Origin of the sequence: Pedobacter arcticus A12, from assembly GCF_000302595.1 — a bacterium.
GTDB classification, from domain to species: domain Bacteria; phylum Bacteroidota; class Bacteroidia; order Sphingobacteriales; family Sphingobacteriaceae; genus Pseudopedobacter; species Pseudopedobacter arcticus.
Genome location: NZ_JH947125.1, coordinates 153,984 through 173,400 on the forward strand (window position 1 = coordinate 153,984; position 19,417 = coordinate 173,400).

The 19,417-nt window shown below is 37.1% G+C and carries 11 protein-coding genes; 10 read left to right on the forward strand and 1 reads right to left on the reverse strand.

Going from position 1 to position 19,417, the window contains the following annotated elements; translation table 11 throughout:
* Positions 1–94 precede the first annotated feature (94 nt).
* The 4 genes from B176_RS0102130 to pgl all read left to right on the forward strand — a co-directional run bounded on the left by B176_RS0102130 (position 95) and on the right by pgl (position 5,807).
* Positions 95–2,410 (forward strand): TonB-dependent receptor, encoded by a 2,316-nt coding sequence (locus B176_RS0102130; protein ID WP_017257123.1) that lies wholly within the window; start codon positions 95–97, stop codon positions 2,408–2,410.
* Between the two features lie 173 nt (positions 2,411–2,583).
* A complete protein-coding gene (locus B176_RS0102135; protein WP_017257124.1) occupies positions 2,584–3,321 on the forward strand; it encodes an ROK family protein in 738 nt (245 codons plus the stop codon).
* Between the two features lie 243 nt (positions 3,322–3,564).
* Complete coding sequence (gene zwf / locus B176_RS0102140; RefSeq protein ID WP_017257125.1) at positions 3,565–5,088, forward strand: glucose-6-phosphate dehydrogenase; 1,524 nt, start codon at positions 3,565–3,567, stop codon at positions 5,086–5,088.
* A complete protein-coding gene (gene pgl, locus B176_RS0102145) occupies positions 5,085–5,807 on the forward strand; it encodes a 6-phosphogluconolactonase (RefSeq protein ID WP_017257126.1) in 723 nt (240 codons plus the stop codon). The genes zwf and pgl overlap by 4 nt, the downstream gene beginning before the upstream one ends.
* A 118-nt stretch (positions 5,808–5,925) precedes the next feature.
* On the opposite strand, the gene B176_RS0102150 is transcribed toward pgl, so the two are convergent.
* Entirely contained in the window at positions 5,926–7,053 is a 1,128-nt protein-coding gene (locus B176_RS0102150) for an acyltransferase family protein (protein WP_017257127.1), read from the reverse strand.
* Between the two features lie 300 nt (positions 7,054–7,353).
* Here B176_RS0102150 and B176_RS0102155 point away from each other — a divergent pair, with 300 nt between their 5' ends.
* The 6 genes from B176_RS0102155 (at position 7,354) to B176_RS0102180 (ending at position 19,413) form a co-directional block, all read left to right on the forward strand.
* Complete coding sequence (locus B176_RS0102155; RefSeq protein WP_017257128.1) at positions 7,354–10,182, forward strand: FAD-binding and (Fe-S)-binding domain-containing protein; 2,829 nt, start codon at positions 7,354–7,356, stop codon at positions 10,180–10,182.
* 752 nt (positions 10,183–10,934) lie between these two features.
* Positions 10,935–12,491, forward strand: a complete 1,557-nt coding sequence (locus B176_RS0102160) for a sodium:solute symporter (protein ID WP_017257129.1) — start codon at positions 10,935–10,937, stop codon at positions 12,489–12,491.
* 53 nt (positions 12,492–12,544) lie between these two features.
* A complete protein-coding gene (locus tag B176_RS0102165) occupies positions 12,545–13,474 on the forward strand; it encodes a dihydrodipicolinate synthase family protein (protein ID WP_017257130.1) in 930 nt (309 codons plus the stop codon).
* A gap of 405 nt (positions 13,475–13,879) precedes the next feature.
* Complete coding sequence (locus B176_RS0102170) at positions 13,880–14,449, forward strand: RNA polymerase sigma factor (protein WP_017257131.1); 570 nt, start codon at positions 13,880–13,882, stop codon at positions 14,447–14,449.
* Between the two features lie 208 nt (positions 14,450–14,657).
* A complete protein-coding gene (locus tag B176_RS18825; protein ID WP_017257132.1) occupies positions 14,658–15,851 on the forward strand; it encodes a FecR family protein in 1,194 nt (397 codons plus the stop codon).
* Positions 15,852–16,035: 184 nt separating this feature from the next.
* Positions 16,036–19,413, forward strand: coding sequence for a TonB-dependent receptor (locus B176_RS0102180; RefSeq protein ID WP_237739788.1), 3,378 nt, complete (start codon positions 16,036–16,038; stop codon positions 19,411–19,413).
* Positions 19,414–19,417: the final 4 nt, after the last annotated feature.

Below are 19,417 nucleotides of genomic sequence, written 5' to 3' on the forward strand. Positions count from 1 at the left end.
ACCTAAAAACCATGTAATTAATAGGGCTTTTAGCGATAAGCTTTTGCCCGTACATTATTTAGGTTGCTCAGCAACATTAATTTAAAATTTTACGATGAACCGTATTTTATACAGTCTTGCGCTATTTTTATGCGTAAGCAATACCTATGCAGCTGATATCACTTTCAGCGGAAAAATTATTGATGCCCAAACAAAAGAAGTTTTGCCCGGCGCAAACATTACCATACAAGATTTAAGAGTAAGTACCATTTCCGATATGAACGGGAAATTTTCGTTGAATCGGATTCCTGAGAACGGAAAGTTTTTGGTACAGGTTTCTTATTTGGGCTATAAATACCTCAATAAAACAATTGATTTTGCCACTACACAATCTTTTGTTTTTGAATTACAACAAAGCAGAATTGAGGCAAACGAAGTGGTATTAACAGGAACGGTAACCGGTGCCGATAATAAAAAGAATAGCACTTCTGTAGGCGTATTGTCGCATGATGAGATGCTAAACAGACCAGCAACCAACTTAATTGATGCTGTTTCAAAAGTTGCCGGAGTTACCCAAATCTCAACCGGACAGGCCATATCAAAACCCGTAATTAGAGGGCTTTCATTTAATAGAATTGTAACTATTAGTGACGGTGTAAAACAGCAGGGCCAACAGTGGGGAGATGAACACGGAATAGAGATTGACCAGTTTTCTGCGGACAGGGTAGAAGTTTTACGCGGTGCTGCCAGTTTACTTTATGGTGCTGATGCTTTGGGAGGTGTAATTAATATTTTAGAACCCTTAACTGTTAATGATGGTGTTATCAAAGGAGAGCTTTTAAGTAACTACTCAACAAACGGCGGGTTAAGCAGTAATTCTGCCATGCTTACCGGAAATACAAATGGTTTTGTTTGGCGGGGAAGAGCAACCTATAAAAATGCTTACTCTTTTAAAACACCAGATTATTATTTGCCAAATTCTGGATTCAATGAAACATCGTTAAGTGCTATGTTAGGTCTTAATAAATCTTGGGGGTATAGCCACGTCAATATCTCATCGTTTAAGAACAACATTGGTTTTTACGACCCAGAGCTAGATGGAAATGGTAATTTTATTGATGAAGGTGGAAATCCGTTTACCAATAGCGATTTAAAATCGAGAACATTAGCCTTGCCCAACCAGCAGATCAGTCATTTTAAAGTGGCATCAAACAGTAATATCTTATTAGGTAAAGGGAGTTTAAAATTAGATTTAGGCTACCAGAACAATATCCGTAAAGAGTTTGAAGATGTAGATCCAGCTTTGTTTTTTGATTTAAATAGCTATAGTGTAGATGCGAAATACATTCAGAATTCTTCTGCAAATGGTTGGCAACCTGTTGTTGGTTTAAGTGCAGATTATCAGAATAGTTTGAACAAAGGAGAAGAATTTTTGGTTCCCGATTATAACAATGTAGGCCTAGGTGTATTCTATTATATGAAGAAGGATTTTGCAAAATCGAGCTTTAATTTTGGTTTGCGTTATGACTACCGCAAGAATACAGGAAAACAATTATTTGATGAGGGCGTAGAGAAGTTCTCGGCTTTTAAAACAGATTTTTCTAACCTAAGCGGTGCGGTGGGTTATACACATCAAATCAGCGATAAGCTAAATTTTAAAGCCAATTTGAGTTCGGGATTTAGAGCGCCAAACCCTGCCGAACAAGCTTCTAACGGGGTACATGAAGGCACATTTAGGTATGAAGTAGGCGATAACAATTTAAAATCCGAAAAAAGCTATCAGGCCGATTTAAGCTTACAATACAGTGTTTCAAACTTCGATTTTAGCTTGAGCATCTACAATAATTATATGAAAGATTATATTTATCTGGGGCAAAATAACGGTGAAACCATTACTGTTGATCATAACGGAATCATGGATGTTTATCCATTATTTAGGTACCAGCAAGATGATGCTAATTTCTACGGTTCAGATGCGAGTTTGATTTTCCATCCTTTTGAATTTCTGCATTTCGAAAACACTTTTAGTTATGTGTACGCTCAAAATCTTGGATTAAAAGAAGCCGTTCCTTTTATTCCGGCGGCAAGTTTGAAAAACGAAATCCAGATTGAGCCTAATATCAAAGGTTTGAAACGTAGTTATTTCTCTGTTGGGCTCGAAAGTAATTTTGCGCAGGATAGAATAGCAAACTTTGAGAGCAGAACAGCCGCTTATACGCTTTTGCAAGCAGGTATTGGGACGCAAATAGCCATTGGTAAACAAAACGTACGATTCAATATTTCGGCTAACAATTTGTTAGATAAGCGTTATTATAACCATTTAAGTAGGTACAAACCGGGTAGGTTGGACGAAACTAATCCCAACTTTGGAATATATAATCCGGGCAGAAATATCACTTTTGGTTTATATGTACCTTTAAATATCAAGTAAAATTAGTGATAAACTGAGTTTGGTTTCAATTGTCATTCAACTATCGTTTTTACGGTTTTTGCTCAAAATGAGGGTTTGACCTAAATTATTTTGATATTTTTAGACAGATAATATAACTTACCATTTCATAGATAGCTCAACTTAGGTTGGGCTATTTTTTTCAATAACGTAACATGAAAGAAAGCAGCAACAACATTTTAGTAATTGATATTGGCGGTTCTCATGTAAAAGCCACAATTTTAACCAATAAAGGCAAAGTAGTGCAAGATTACCAAAAGGTAGAAACTCCTGCTAAAGCCAACCCGAAAAGCCTGATGACAGCTATTAAAACGCTGGTTAAAAAGTTTCCGGCTTTTGATAAAATTGCGGTTGGTTTTCCTGGCTTTATCAAACAGGGCGTTGTGTTTACTGCGCCAAATTTAGATAGCAAAGCGTTTAAGAAATTTAACCTCAGTAAAGCAATTGCTAAGGAACTAAAGAAACCGGTACGTTTAGTTAACGATGCTGATTTACAAGGTTTTGCTTTAATTAAAGGCAAAGGTTTAGAAATGGTAATTACTTTAGGTACTGGCTTTGGAACGGCTTTGTTTATGGATGGTAACTTGTTGCCACATTTAGAATTAGCGCATTTACCTGTTGTAAAAGGCCAGGATTATGATGATTTTATTGGCGATGCTGCCTTAAAAAAAGATGGTGAGAAAAAGTGGAACAAGAAGCTACAGGAGGTTTTAAATACGTTTGATACAGTTGTAAATTACGATCACCTTTATTTAAGTGGCGGAAATACGAGGTATATTAATTTTAAGCTTGGCACAAATGTGAGCGTGGAAAATAACCGTGAGGGCATTAAAGGAGGTGTTAAATTATGGAAGATAAAAGAGAGTTACAGCGTTAAAACTGTAAATCCCTAAACCGATTGCGTAGATTTTTCAATTAAAATACATAATCAACTAAAACAATTGATACTTTTGAAACCACAACAGCAGATAAAATGTATATGAGGTCTAAAAATCATATAAAAAAAACACTTATTGTAGATTGCTTAAAGGTCGAAATCAATTGATAGCCTTTTGGCATTTGTATTTTATTTTGCTATAAATTATAATCCAACCATTTTAACTGCATACTTACAAATCGTTAAAACAAAAATCTAAATGAAATCTAACATTAAATCCAAACCAACAATTTACATGATTTTTGGTGGTACTGGAGACCTTGCAGAAAGAAAACTGATTCCTGCATTATACAACCTGTTTTTAGAAGGGTACATGCCAAAGGAGTTTGCAATTATTGGCTTAGGGCGTACCGATTACAATAATGAGAGCTTCATCAAAAATTTATTGGGAGGCGTAAATAAGTTTTCTAGAAGTGGGAAAGCAGAGAAGGAGAAATGGGCTGAGTTTTCAAGCAGAATTAGCTACCTAAGAACCGACGTAAACAAAGAAGCTGATTACATGAAGATGGATGAAATTATCCAGAAGTATGAAAGCGAATGGTCTGAACTGCCTGTTATTATCCATTATTTGGCGGTTGCGCCTAACTTTTTCCCAATTATTGCTAGCAATTTAGCCAAGCTAAAATCTGCTGGAGATGAGGAAAGAACAAGAATTGTTATCGAGAAGCCATTTGGTAGAGATTTAGAAACTGCTAAGGAACTTAACATCCTGCTGAAAAATATTTTTGCTGAAAGCCAGATTTATAGAATTGACCATTATTTAGGTAAAGAAACTGTTCAAAACATGTTGGCTTTTAGATTTGCCAACGCATTGTTTGAACCGATCTGGAACCGTAACTATATTGAACACGTACAGATTTCTGTAACAGAAGATATTGGTGTTGAAGACCGTGGCGGTTATTACGACGGTTCTGGCGCTTTACGAGATATGGTACAGAACCATATTTTGCAGGTACTTTGCTTGGTTGCAATGGAACCACCGGTTAATTTTGATGCGGAAGAAATCCGTAACAGAAAGGTTGATGTATTAAGAGCAATGCGCCAGTTTGGACCTGATGAAATTAGGTTTAACACGGTTCGTGGCCAGTATGGCGAAGGTTGGGTTAAAGGAGAAAAAGTAGAGGGTTACCGCCAAGAGGAAGGTGTGAACAAAGACTCGAACACAGAAACTTTTGCAGCCTTAAAGTTCTTTATCGATAACTGGAGATGGCAGAATGTCCCTTTTTATGTGAGAACAGGGAAAAGAATGCACCAAAAATCTTCAATCATCAGTATCCAGTTTAAGGATGTGCCACATTTGATTTTCCCCAATCAGTCGTCAGAAAGCTGGCAACAAAACAGGTTGATCATTAGTATCCAGCCAGAAATGAGTATCCGTTTGCAGGTGCAAGCTAAAAGACCAGGTTTAGATATGACTTTAAACCCGGTTGATATGGTTTTTAATTACGATGGCACTTACGAGAACGACTCGCCAGAAGCTTACGAAACTTTGTTGCTAGATGCAATGAAAGGTGATCAAACTTTATTTATGCGTGGTGACCAGGTTGAAACAGCTTGGGATTTAATTATGCCTGTTTTAGAAAGTTGGGAAACTAAAAAGAGCATCAGTTTCCCTAATTATTCATCAGATAGTTGGGGGCCAGAAACTGCGGAGGCTTTAATAGCTAAAGATGGTTTCCATTGGTTTACGTTACCTATGAAAAAAGGAGAAAAGAAGAAATGAGTTTAAACGTTTTTAAAGAAAGTAATGACGCTATAGAAGCTTTAGCATCATTATTTATCAAGGATGCAAAGCTGGCAATTGCACAAAACGATAAGTTTTCTGTAGCGTTATCTGGTGGTAGTTCTCCAAAGAAGCTTTACGAATTGTTAGCTTCAAAATATAAGAATGAAATTGACTGGACCAAGGTTTATTTCTTTTTTGGAGATGAGCGATATGTAGCAAGCGACCACCCAGATAGCAACTATTTGATGGCTAAAACCGCTATGTTAGATAGTTTGGAGATTGCCGATAAGCAAGTTTTTAAAGTAGATACAACATTAGATCCAGCTAGTGCAGCTTTGGCTTACCAACGTTGGATCTGTGGCTTTTTTGATGACGAACCTATTTTCGATTTGGTGCTTTTAGGTTTGGGTGATGATGCACATACCGCCTCCATTTTCCCTGGAACTGATTTGGTTTGGATTGATGAGGAACAAGTAAAGGAAGTTTACCTAAAAGACAAAGAGGTTTACAGAATTAGCTTTACCGCACCTTTAATTAATGATGCAAAGCAAATTGCATTTTTAACTTTTGGAGCTAACAAGGCAGATGCCATAAAAGCTGTTTTGGAAGGTGAGCATGATGTTGCAAAATATCCAGCTCAATTGATTAAGCCTACAAACGGTAAGTTAGATTGGTTCGTTGACGAAGCTGCAGTTAGTAAATTGACGCAGAAATAACCTAGGTTTTATATAATATCAAAAGAGCTTCATTGAAAAATGAAGCTCTTTTTGTTTAAAGAAATAGTATTTGATTTTATCTATTGGTAAAAGGTTGCTGTTTTTTAGAACGCAATCTTTATACTTTAATAATTATGTTCCTTTTGTACATGAACCAAAGAATAAAGAACCAGATTAAAACGAAAGTAGCAGCATAACCAAGAGACGCGTTATAAGGAGACATATACGGAGTATAAAACATCTCATAGATGTAGTTCTTGGCAGAAACTTCCGTTCCGCTTGCAATACTGATTTTTATAAGGTTTAGTGTTTTTGCAATAACGCTTGAAGCGAAATATACCGTAATTGCGTTTACTCCATAAATTACAAAAGGCTTGGTAAACTTAGTGAAACCCTGTACATCAATAAGCCAATAGCATAGCGCTAAAGTCATACTTGCAATACCACCAGTATAAAGTACAAAAGAACTAGTCCACAGTGCTTTATTGATTGGGAAAAATAAATCCCAGAATAAACCTAAGACTACTGCTAAAAAGCCGTAGGTAAATAACCATATTACTTTATTTTCTTGTGTTCTATATTTTGATTTTAGGATAATACCCATTAAAACACCAAATAAGCCAGTACTAAAGGAAGGGAAAGTACTTAAGAAGCCTTCTGGGTCCCAAGTTTTGGTTACACTCCACATGTGGTTTTTGAAAACAATTCCATCAATATATGCAGCCAAATTAGTGCCTTTATTAAAATTAGCAGCACCAACTCCCGGAACCGGGATAAACGCCATCAATAACCAATAAACCAGAATAAACCCTAAGAAAAGTCTAAATAAAGTGCGATGGTTTACTTTTACAAATAAGATGGAACAAACAAGGTACACAACAGCGATGCGTTGTAAGACGCCCGGAATCCGAACTTCGGCAAAGTTGAACACAGGATACAACGCAAGAATCATCCCTAACAAAAAAAGCGTAATAGACCTTCTGAAAATAGATTTCAACAGTTTTCCGTGGTTTTCGCTGTCCTGTTTTGCACTGTCTAAAGCAAAAACAATGGATACGCCCACAATAAATAAAAAGAATGGAAAGATTAAATCGGTTGGTGTACAGCCCTCCCAACTTGCGTGTTCAAAAGGTGCGTAAATGTGCGACCAATCTCCAGAGTTGTTGACCAATATCATGGCTGCTACGGTTAATCCTCTGAAAAAATCTAATGAAAGTAATCTTTGTTTAGGTATGGTTTGTTGCATCCATAAATATAATAGAATATTGGGTGATATTAAGTTCGGTATTAAAATTATTTTAATTGATAAGCATCTTTTTAAAAAACATCAAAAAGTGTAATTTTGCGTTTGGTTTGAAATCGAGTATAAATAATTATTTATACAGTTGTTGGCTAGCTATCCGCGATTATTTTTGAAGAAAGAAACTGAGAGATATCTCCGTATATTTCTACTACCGTTTTTCTGCTAAAGAAATATCTTTCATAGATTGATCATTACGGATGTTCACAAGAAATTGTAGGTTTGTACGTGAAAGCCATAATCGAAATGAAAGAACACAGTATCGAAATCGGATTACAATCAATTTTTGATAAAAAAAGAGTAAAAACCAAGCTGATAGATCTGGTAGCCTACGCATCTGATGCTGGATTTTACTACCTACGCCCAAAAGCGGTGGTACTGCCAGTTTCCGAAGAAGAGATTGTGCAGCTTTTTGCGTTTTCACAACAGCATAACATACCCTTAGTATTCAGAACCGCAGGTACAAGCTTATCCGGGCAGTCGATTACCGATGGGATATTGGTGGATTTAAGCCAGCACTGGAACAAAGTAGTTATAGAGAAAGAGGGAGCTAACGTAAGGGTTAAACCCGGAGCCATAGGTTCCAACGTAAATGCCTATCTGGCAAAATACCGTAAAAAAATAGGTCCCGATCCGGCAAGTATCAACTCCGCAATGATGGGTGGGATTATCTCCAACAATGCCAGTGGAATGTGCTGTGGCGTGAGCAATAACTCCTACCATACCGTAAAATACATTCGCTTTATATTGCCGAACGGCAGAACATACAGCACCGAAAACGCGGCAGATTATACACGGTTTAAAGAAGAGTGCCCCGCTATTTACAACGAATTGGAAAATCTGCAGAAGCAGGTCAAGGGTAATCCAACAATCTATGATAGAATCAGGAAAAAATACCTGACAAAGAATACTGTTGGCTATTCGGCAAATGCTTTTATTGATTTTACAGCACCTTTGGATATCCTTGCACACCTATTGATCGGTGCAGAAGGTACTTTGGGGTTTATTTCCGAAGCCGTATTGGATACCATCCCGGATTTTCAGAAAAAGTCCACAGCCCTACTTTATTTTAAGGATATATATTCGGCCTGCCAAGCCATTGTTCCGTTAAAAAATTCTGGAGCAGCAGCCGTGGAACTGATGGATAGGGCATCGCTACGGTCTGTTGAGAACATGGTAGGCGTTCCAGCAGTTATAAAAACACTTCCCGCTGCAGCGGCTGCACTTTTAATAGAATATCAGGGAGACACAGAAGAAGAGATCAACGAGCAGATTGCAAGTTTTTTACAGGTAAGCGCACAGCTTTCTTTGATAGGAGATATTCAATTTACCTCAAAAAGCTACGAACAGGCACTTTTATGGAAAATACGGAAAGGGATGTTCCCTGCTGTTGGAGCGGTAAGAGCGAGTGGAAGTACGGTGATTTTAGAAGATGTGGCTTTTCCTGTAGAAAGGCTCGGAGACGCTATTATAGATCTGCACCAGCTTTTTGAAAAACACGGTTACAGCAATGCTATTATTTTTGGGCATGCAAAAGATGGCAATATCCATTTTGTAGTTACGCAGGCTTTTGATAGCCAAACAGAGATTGAAAGGTACGACCGTTTCTTAGGTGAAGTGGTTGAACTTGTAATCAAAAAATACGATGGCGCATTAAAAGCGGAACATGGTACGGGACGTAATATGGCACCGTTCGTAGAAACCGAATGGGGTGCAGAGATTTACCAGGTCATGAAATCGGTAAAGGAGATCATCGATCCCAAAAACCTGTTGAATCCGGGTGTAATCATCAACGCAGATAAAGCCGCCCACATCGCAAACCTTAAAGAACTTACAAAAGTAGAAGAAGAAGTTGACCGCTGTACCGAATGCGGTTTCTGCGAACCCAAATGCCCAAGCCGCGACCTTACACTAACACCACGAAAACGGATTGTGGTACGTCGCGAACTTCTGAAATTAAAGAATAAAGGAGATAAAAAGCAATACCAAACTTTACTGGACCAGTATCAGTACGATGGTTTGGACACCTGTGCGGTAGATGGACTTTGCGCCACAGCATGTCCTGTAGATATCAACACTGGAGATCTGGTGAAGCGCTTACGCAGAGAGAGCCATTCTGAAATAGCAAATAAGATAGCGCTTTCAACAGCTAAAAACTTTAGAACTGTTGTAAATACTGTCAAGTTTGCAATGGGAACTGGTGCGCTCATCAACAAACTATTAGGCAAAAACACCATGTATCGAATCACCAGCTCGCTTAAAACGGTGATTCCTGCTTTCCCGTTATGGTCAAACCAATTGGCGTTGGCAAAACCGATCCCAAAAGAAAACCGACAGAACCAAACGGACTTTAAGGTTGTGTATTTTCCGGCTTGTATCTCCAGGGTAATGGGCGATGCGGATGCTAACGAAAAAGGAGTGATGCAAACGTTTTTTGATGTTTCTAAGAAAGCGGGCGTTCAGGTAATTATACCACACAATATTGAAAAGCAGTGCTGTGGCCAGATTTATTCGTCCAAAGGTTTTAAAGATGCCTACACTTACACCGTTAACTCAACGGTAGAAAAACTTTGGGAAACCACAGCTGGTGGCGTACATCCTGTAGTGTTAGATATCAGTTCCTGTACGCAAACCTTAACGGGCTGCCGACCGGCTTTAACCCAAGAAAATAGAGGGAAATTTGATAAGCTCAATATCATCGATAGCATAGATTATTTGCATGATTATGTAATGCCTAAAGTGGAGGTGACAAAAAGAAAAGGCAATATCGTTCTGCATCCGGTTTGTTCGTTGAAGAAAATGGACGGAGTGGAAGCAAAGTTCAACGCATTGGCTAGCCATTTTGCAGCGCAGGCCACTCAGCCGTTGTTTGCAGGCTGTTGCGGAATGGCGGGCGACCGTGGTTTTCTGCATCCAGAATTGACACATTCGGCTACACGCAACGAGAGCTTGGAGGTTAAAGCCGGCGATTATGATGGCTATTACTCGTCTTCCAAAACCTGCGAAATCGCACTTTCTGATGCTATCGGGAAAGATTATTTCTCTATACTGAAACTAGTGGATGAATGTACTTAGGATTTATATCAGTACTATTTTAAAGCTGGTTTGCCTATAGGAGAAGCTGGGATTATTGATTGCCGATTTACCAGATGGTTCTATATGTCCCATTTTCGATTTTTTTTAGCAAATTGGTATTGGAACTGCTATGGGTAATTGATTTTTTTGAGTTCAAAACCTTTCGAGTTAAAAATAGTTTCAGAGAAATCCTTTCGGAATAACAGAAATTCCGTTCGGCCTGCTCCAGATTAAGCTTACAATTTATTTTATTCTTTTCATTTCCTCAAAAAAAACAATTCTCGAGAACACCTATTGAACGGTTTACAACTTGTCTCATACCTTCATTTTAATCAGATTAAATTTATAGCCTGTTTAAAATTTATCTAATAATTTGATTATGCTCTTTTTGACTACAAAATTTGCCTTGTTTCGCTCAAAAATAACCTATAAACATTTTTACAATACAAATTTAAACCGGCTCTTAAAAGATTCCACGGTATAAAGTTTTGCTGAAAATATTACGTACTGCAATAGGTTAGGTATTGTGGTATTTCCAAGTGTTTATAGCACCTATCTGTTTACTGTATTTTAACATACGGTACTAATTAATTAAGTGAATATTTGATTTAATAAGCAGTTTGTGATAAAATAATACATAAGCTGGAGAAAATTTGTCAGTTTATTGGTGGTTTATCTATCTAGATTTGTAGTAGTTAAAACTGTTAATATTTGTTTTTGCTACCAAACCTGAAACGTAATACTTTAGTTATATGAAGAATCTTCCAGTATTAGACTTGTCTATCATTGCGCTTTATCTTTTAGCCATGATACTTGTTGGCGTTTATTTCTCGAGAAAAAATAAGAGTGCGGATCAATACACAAAAGCCTCTGGTAAAATACCAGGTTGGGCAATAGGTATTTCGCTCTATGCTACGTTTTTGAGTAGCAACACCTTTTTAGGTGTGCCGGGTAAAACTTTTGGCAGTAATTGGAATGTTTTTGTTTTCAGTATTTCCATGCCTTTTGCAGCATGGGTGGCAGCTAAATACTTTGTGCCGTTTTACCGTAGTACGGGCGAAGTTTCTGCATACACAAATTTAGAAAAGCGTTTTGGTACTTGGGCCAGAACTTATGCAGTGACGTGTTTTCTTCTTACCCAACTGGTTCGTATGGGCTCAATATTCTTCGGTATATCTTTAACGTTACAGGCCCTTACCGGTTATAGTATGGAAATGATTATGCTGGTAACCGGTGTATGTATTGTAGTTTATACAGTAATGGGAGGTATGGAGGCCGTAATATGGACAGAAGTTTTCCAAGGTATATTAATTACAGTAGGTGCACTGATTATTGTTTATTTATTAGTGTCGAATATGCCAGGTGGCGTTTCGAAAATCGTTGAGATTGGTAATAACGATAATAAGTTTAGTTTAGGTAGTCTCTCCTTAGATTTTACCACATCCACGTTCTGGGTCATACTGCTTTATGGGTTTTTTATTAACCTCAATAATTTTGGTATGGATCAAAATTATGTACAGCGTTACCACACAGCAGCATCTGCAAAAGAAGCTTCAAAATCTGTTTGGCTTTGCGTTTGGATTTATGCGCCTGCGTCTCTTATCTTCTTTATTATTGGTACCTGTTTGTACGCCTACTATCAAGTACACCCAGAGTTGATAGAGCCTGTAAAATTGCAGGCTGCAGCAGAACGTCTTGGTGCCGGAGCTTCTTCATTTGATATTTCAAGTTTGGCGGCTATACTTAAACCAAGCGACTATGGTGACAAAGTAATGCCTTATTTTATGGTAACCATGATACCAGCAGGTATTGTTGGTTTAATACTGTCGGGTATTCTGTCTGCTGCTATGAGCACCATAAGTTCAGGAATGAATGCCTCTGCAACGGTTTTCTCCGAAGATATTTATAAGCGTTTTTACAAGTCAGATATTAATGAGAAGCAGAATATGCGCTTATTACACCTGGCAACTATTGTTTTTGGATTGTTAGGGATGGGTTGTGGAATTGCGATGATTGGCGTTAAAAGCATATTGGATATTTGGTGGGAGCTGTCAGGCATATTTGCCGGAGGTATGTTAGGCCTTTTCTTATTGGGTATTATCAGCAGAAAAACAGGAAACCTAGAGGCATTTGCTGCCACCGTAATCGGGATTTTGGTGGTGGTATGGGCATCCTTGTCCTATATGATTCCAGATGACTATGCTTACCTAAGAAATCCTCTTCATGCCAATATGGTCATCGTAATTGGTACGCTAGCTATCTTTTTAACAGGTACAATTCTCACAAAAATCAAAAGCCTAGCAAAGTAGGTTAATACCTGCTTGACTTTCAGTCTCTTAAAAATAACATAAAAACGATACAGATGAATAATTCAGAAAAAGGATTCATTCCGGTGATGCTTACGCCGTTTAATGAAGATGGAGCAATAGATTATAATGGTTTAACCCAATTGGTAGAGTTATACCTATCCGCTGGTGTATCCGGTTTGTTCGCAAACTGCCTGTCAAGTGAAATGTACGAACTGTCTGAGAAAGAAAGACTGGAGCTTGTAAAACATGTAGTTAAAGTAGTGAATGGGAAAGTTCCGGTGGTTGCAACCGGTAGTTTTGGAGAATCCATCCCACAGAAAGCCGAGTTTGTAAACAAGATTTATGACACTGGAGTACAAGCAGTTATTGCCATAACGGGTTTGTTGGCAAAAGAAGAAGACAGTGCACAGGTTTTTGATCAAAATGTGGCGCAGTTGTTAGATTTAACAGGAAATGTTCCATTGGGTTTTTACGAGTGCCCAGTGCCTTACAAAAGAATAATTAGTCCAGAGCAGTTGGGCCGCTTTGTAAATACAGGTAGGATAACTTACCACAAGGATACTTGCTTAGATATTGAGCAGATAAGAGCAAAAATTGCAGTTACGCAGGGACATAATTTTGGACTTTATGATGCCTATATGGCTCATGCGGTGGAGTCTTTAAAGGCAGGTTCAGCAGGGCTTTCCTGTATCCAAGGAAATTTCTTTCCAGAGCTAGTGGTTTGGTTATGTGACAATTACAACAATGATGATGAGCAGGTAGCAAAAGTTCAACAGTTTTTTATTGATCATATGGATGTAATGCATGCTGGTTACCCTGTTATTGCTAAATATTGTTTACAGCAACGAGGATTACCGATATCTATGTTTACCCGTACAAAAACTACAACGTTAACACAAGAAGTAAAAACTAAGATTGATGCCTTAATCAATAACTATGATGTTTTAAAAGGCGAATTGGAAATTAAGTTTGAAGTAGTTTAACATACAATATTTTTTCGGCAACATTAATAGGTTGCTTTTAACAGGGTTTGGTGTGGACCCTGTTTTTTTGTGCGATTTTGTCAGTGTATTTTGTAGGAAAGAAATAGTATATGATAATATATCATATACTTTGGGTAAGAAGAGGTAGTAGCATTAATTTCGAAAACCTTAATTTTAGATTAACCAATTATAGCCAGAAAAGACTTATAACCTGTTTTTTAGATTTTTTGAAATATTAAAATTTTGTTGTTTTACGATATTAATTTCGATAGCTAATCAAGAATAATGGTGATTAGTGCCTTTAAGGAGCGAATTTTTAAATAGGCTCTTCTTGAATTTTAAATCGGTATTTTATTGAAAAAACAGCAGCTTAACTGAGTATTCGAAATATAGTATTTTCCGTTGATGATAGATGATATTTTACATGAACAAACCTTACTTGCTGACCTGAAATTAGGTTGCCAGGATGCCTTTACCCAAATTTACCGTAAATACTGGCAGGTGCTTTACAATGCCGCTTATAAAAGACTTGGAAACAAGGCGCATAGCCAGGATGCTGTACAGCTTGTTTTTACCTCTTTATGGGATAGGCGTCAAAAGTTAGAAATTCAAAATATTTCTGCGTATTTACATACCGCAGTTAAATTTCAAGTTTTTAAGCAGGTAGCCAGGGCTCCTAAAACTTCCGAGTTTTTATCGGCCTTTGAAAATATCATTACATCACCTGTAGCAACTGATGATTTAGTACTTGAAAAAGAGGTGTTAAATCTGGTTAAAATGTGGATCGAGGCTTTGCCTAAGAAGCGAAAAGAAATATTTCTACTCCATTATAATGAAGGTTTACCAACAGACCAGATAGCCAATAAACTAAACATTTCCAGAAAAACGGTGCAAAATCAACTCAATACAGCCAATTTGGCCTTGAGATTAAGGTTAACACAATTTCTTTCCCTATTAATCCTTTTTGCACAATAAGAAAGGATTGATTTCTTCTTCAAAAAAATATTTATTTTTTTGGGTTTTCTCTAAACTTCCGGTACATACTTTAAGAAAGCCAATATTAATTTGCTTTTTAATGGACCAGTGCGTATATCATCTCCGTTTATAGCCAATAAAATAAATAATTTTTTTGGGACTTTTTAGAAGTTCTGGTACATGATTATAAAGACGAACAAATTATTGAATGGGAAAATATAGTACAAAATCAGATTTAGTAGCCCTCATCCGTAAGTATAATGAAGGAAAAGCATCTGTGGAGGAAAAAGAATTCCTGGATTCTTACTACAATTATTTCGAAAAGAAAGGAGAGACGCTGGAATCTTTTTCTGAAGCTGAGAAAAAAGATATGGGGAGTGAGTTAGAGGCAAATATTCTTCGAAGCATTAATTCTCGCAAAAAGCAAAGTTCGATTATATACACACTCTATAGGCCTTTAGTGGCCGCATCGCTTTTATTGGCTATGAGTGCTGCTACGTATTTTTATTATCAAGCCAATAGTTCTAAAAAAACTAGTCAGGAAGTAGTTTTTAAAAAAACTAGCCTAGCTCCAGAAAAAGAAAAAAGTGCCGTTCTTACATTGGCCAACGGCAAAAAATTATTACTCGAAGATGTTGCTAATGGATATGTAGCTGATGATGTGGGTGTAACAATTAATAAAGATTCAAACGGTTCGCTCATATATTCTGTTAAAAACAACAGTACACCAGGCCAATATGGGTCTGCAAGCTATAATACGATATCTACTCCAAAAGGTGGGCAGTATCAAGTCAACTTGCCAGATGGTACTAAAGTGTGGTTAAATACAGAATCAGCTTTAAAATATCCTGTTCCTTTTGATAAAACCAGTCGTTTAGTGGAGCTAACTGGAGAAGCATTCTTTGAAGTGGCAAAGTCTAAGCACAGACCATTTATTGTAAAAACAGCAGATGCGGAGGTAAAAGTACTTGGAACACATTTTAACATTAGTGCTTACACCAATGATGCGTTTATGAAAACTACACTGGTAGAGGGTTCAGTTGCTATAAAGAGCGGAGAAAATAATAAAATATTAAAACCAGGTTATCAAGCGGTTGTTTCCAATAACCTTCCAAATATCAATATAAAGCCAGTGGATGTTGAAGAGGCATTAGCTTGGAAAAACGGATACTTTGTTTTCAACAATGAAGATATTAAAACGGTTATGAAAATTATTGCCCGTTGGTACAATATAGAGGTGGTGTATGAGGGCAATATAAAAAACGAAGTGTTTGTAGGGACAGTCTCTAGATTCGATAGCATAGAGAAGTTACTAAAAACGATAGAATTGACTGGAGGGGTTCATTTTAACATAGAAAACAATAGTAAAACAAACGTAAAACAGGTGATTGTAGCACCTTAATTATAATAAGATAACAGCAATTTGAAATAATCAGGAACGCTCGCGACGTCCCTGATTGCGTTGATTTATTTAAACCAGTTCCGAAAAAAAACAAAATTTAAAACCTAACACTCAAATGTACAAAAAATTTAAAGAAAGTCTCTGCAGGTACTGCGGTGCATTAATGTTCAAGTTTTTTTTAATTATGAAGTTAATCTTTATGCTTTTATTGGCAAGTTTCATGCATGTGAATGCGACTAGTTTTGCCCAAAAAATATCTATGGACAAAAAGAATGTTTTGTTAATAGATGTACTGAAAGAAATTAGAAAGCAAAGTGGATATAACATTTTATTCACAGCCAAAGCAATAAAAGACCAGCAAATCTCAGCAATCAATTTGTCTAATGTCTCCATAGACGAAGCTATGGCTAAATGCTTGAACGGATATAATTTAACCTATAAGGTAGTTGATAAAAATATTGTTATCTCCGAAAAGAAAATAGAAAATAATAAACCTGTAGCACAAAAGGCAATTTCAATCATAGGAAAAATAACCGATGATAAGGGCGAATCTTTACCAGGAGTAAGTATTCGTGTAAAAGGTAGCTCTATTGGTGCTATTTCTAACTTTGAAGGAAACTATATGATAACCGTTCCTTCAAAGACTTCAATTTTAATTTTTTCGTATTTAGGCTTTGAAACTTTAGAAAAAAGTGTGGGCGACAACACAATTATAAATGTCTCTTTAAAAGAGCAAGCAAGGAGTTTAAGCCAAGTAGTAGTAATAGGTTATGGGGAAGTTAAAAGAGGTGATTTAACAGGTGCCGTTGGAGAACTTAAACTCCAGGATGTTGATAAAGCACCTGTACTGTCAGTAGACCAAGCTTTAGCGGGTAGAATTGCCGGAGTTAGTGTAAGTAGTAATGACGGGCAGCCAGGTTCAGAAATGAATATCGTGATTAGGGGAGGAAATTCTTTAACACAAAGCAATGCGCCTTTATATGTTATAGATGGTTTCCCACAAGAAGACCCTAGTCTTTTAAATATAAACCCCGAAGACATTAAATCTTTAACCGTTTTAAAGGATGCATCTGCAACAGCAATATATGGATCTAGAGGTGCAAACGGTGTTATTGTTATAGAAACAAAACAAAGCGAGGGAGACAATAAAACCAATGTTTCTTATTCCTCCAGTTTTGGAGCTCAACAGGTTGCCAATCGGTTGGAATTAATGGATCCCTATGAGTTTGTAAAATACCAAGCAGAAGCGAACTCTCAGGTTGCAGATATTTTTTATCTGGCCAGCAAAGGGAAAACTATTGATGATTACAAAAATGTTAGTGGAGTAAACTGGCAAGATTATCTTTTTAGAAACGGATTTTACCAGAACCAAACTGCAAGCGTATCTGGAGGAGGAAAAACGCGTTTCCATAGTTCATTTAACTATGCCAACCAGCAAGGGCCGATTATAAAAACCGGATACGACCGTATTTTAGGCAGGTTGAACTTAAATCATGATTTAAAAAACGCCAAACTATATTTAGGGATAAGCTACGCACAAGATAAAAACTTTGGCGACGTTGCTGGTTCGCCAGAAAGTGCGACATACAGTAGTTACACTTTGTTTAGAACGTGGGCATACAGGCCAACAATGGGCGGAGATGACAATCTCCTTATTGAGGATTTGGTTGACCCCGAATCGGCTTTAATAACAACCAATCCGATAGTTGATCTAAATAATATTCAACGAGAAACACGTAAAGAGAGTCTCTATTTGAATGGTTCTGCAACCTTTAATCTATCTAAAAATTTGGAGTTTAAGGTTAGGGGAGGAGCATCGAAAAGAACGTATAGAGAGTCTGGTTTCTATAATTCATTGACCTCACGCGGTACATCAGTATTGGTTGGTAACACCAAAGGAGTAAACGGTTTAGTGAATTTTACACAAATGACGAGCTGGTTAAATGAAAACACTTTAACCTATAAAAAGAAAGTTAGAGATCATTCATTTACAGGTTTAATTGGTTTTACTACGCAACAGTACGATTATAGCAGATTTGGTTTAACAGGAGAGTTGTTGCCAAATGAAGAACTTGGTTTAAGCGGTCTAGATCAAGGAATTCCCGGATCTAACTCGGCGCTCATTAACCGTAATTTCCTGCTTTCTTATTTAGCAAGGGCTGATTATAACTACAAAAGTAAGTATCTGGTAACGCTTACTTTTAGGTCTGATGCCTCTAGTAAATTTGCCAAAGAAAATAGAAGCGCCTATTTCCCTTCTGCTGCCTTCGCTTGGAAAATTAAGAACGAAAACTTTTTAAACGGGGTTAAAACAATTACCGATGCCAAACTAAGAACAAGCTTTGGTTATACAGGTAATAATAGAATCGGAGATTTTTCAAGGTTTTCTCAGATGACGCTTCCATATTCCTCTTACTATTCTTTCGGAAATGCCACGCCGTCTAAAGGTGTTACGTTGAGCACTTTTGGTAACGAAGATTTGAAATGGGAAACCACCCGCCAGTTTGACCTAGGGCTTGATTTAGCTTTATTGAAAAATAGAGTCCGTTTAACAGTTGATTTTTATGATAAAGTAACCAAAGATTTGCTTTTAAGTGCTCCAGTACCTTATACCACCGGTTATTCTTCCATGTATAAGAATATCGGTAGCATTAATAATAGAGGTTTAGAGTTTAGCTTATCTACAGATAATGTTAGAAGTAAAAGTTTTCAATGGAGTACAGATTTCAACATAAGTTTCAATAAAAACAAAATCCTTTCCTTAACAGATGAATCCAATAGGTTGTTAACACCAATAGGTTGGTCTTCCAACTTTAACACAGTTAATCTTTACATGGCAGAAGTTGGCGGACCTTCGTCGCAGTTTTATGGCTTAACTTGGGATGGAGTGTATGGATATGATGATTTCGAATTGATAGGAAATACCTATAGTCTTAAATTAAATGTACCTACAAACGGTTTGTCTCGTACGGCAATTCAGCCAGGAGATGTGAAATACAAAGACATTAACGGCGATGGTATTATCAATATCAACGATAATTCAATTATCGGTAGAGGGCTGCCAATACATTCAGGTGGTTTTAACAACAACTTCAAGTACAAAAGTTTCGGCTTAAATGTCTTCTTCCAATGGTCTTACGGAAACGACATTATGAATGCAAATAGGATGTACTTGGAAGGAAATGTGAATAATAGCTTAGGGATGAACCAGCTGGCTACTTATGCAAACAGATGGACACCTACAAATTCGGATAGCGATTTATACCGCGTTGGTGGCCAAGGGCCAGCAGGCTATTACAGTAACAGAATCCTTGAAGATGGATCCTTTCTTAGGTTAAAAACCGTTAACCTTTCTTACACCTTGCCCAGATTATTAACTAAACGATTAAAGTTGACCAATTTGGAGGTAAACCTTGCTGCCCAAAATCTTGTTACATGGACAAATTACACCGGTCTGGATCCAGAAGTTTCTTTACGGAATAGCACATTAACACCAGGGTTCGATTTCTCAGTATATCCAACTGCAAAGACAATAGTTCTTGGTATAAAAACAAATTTTTAAAACT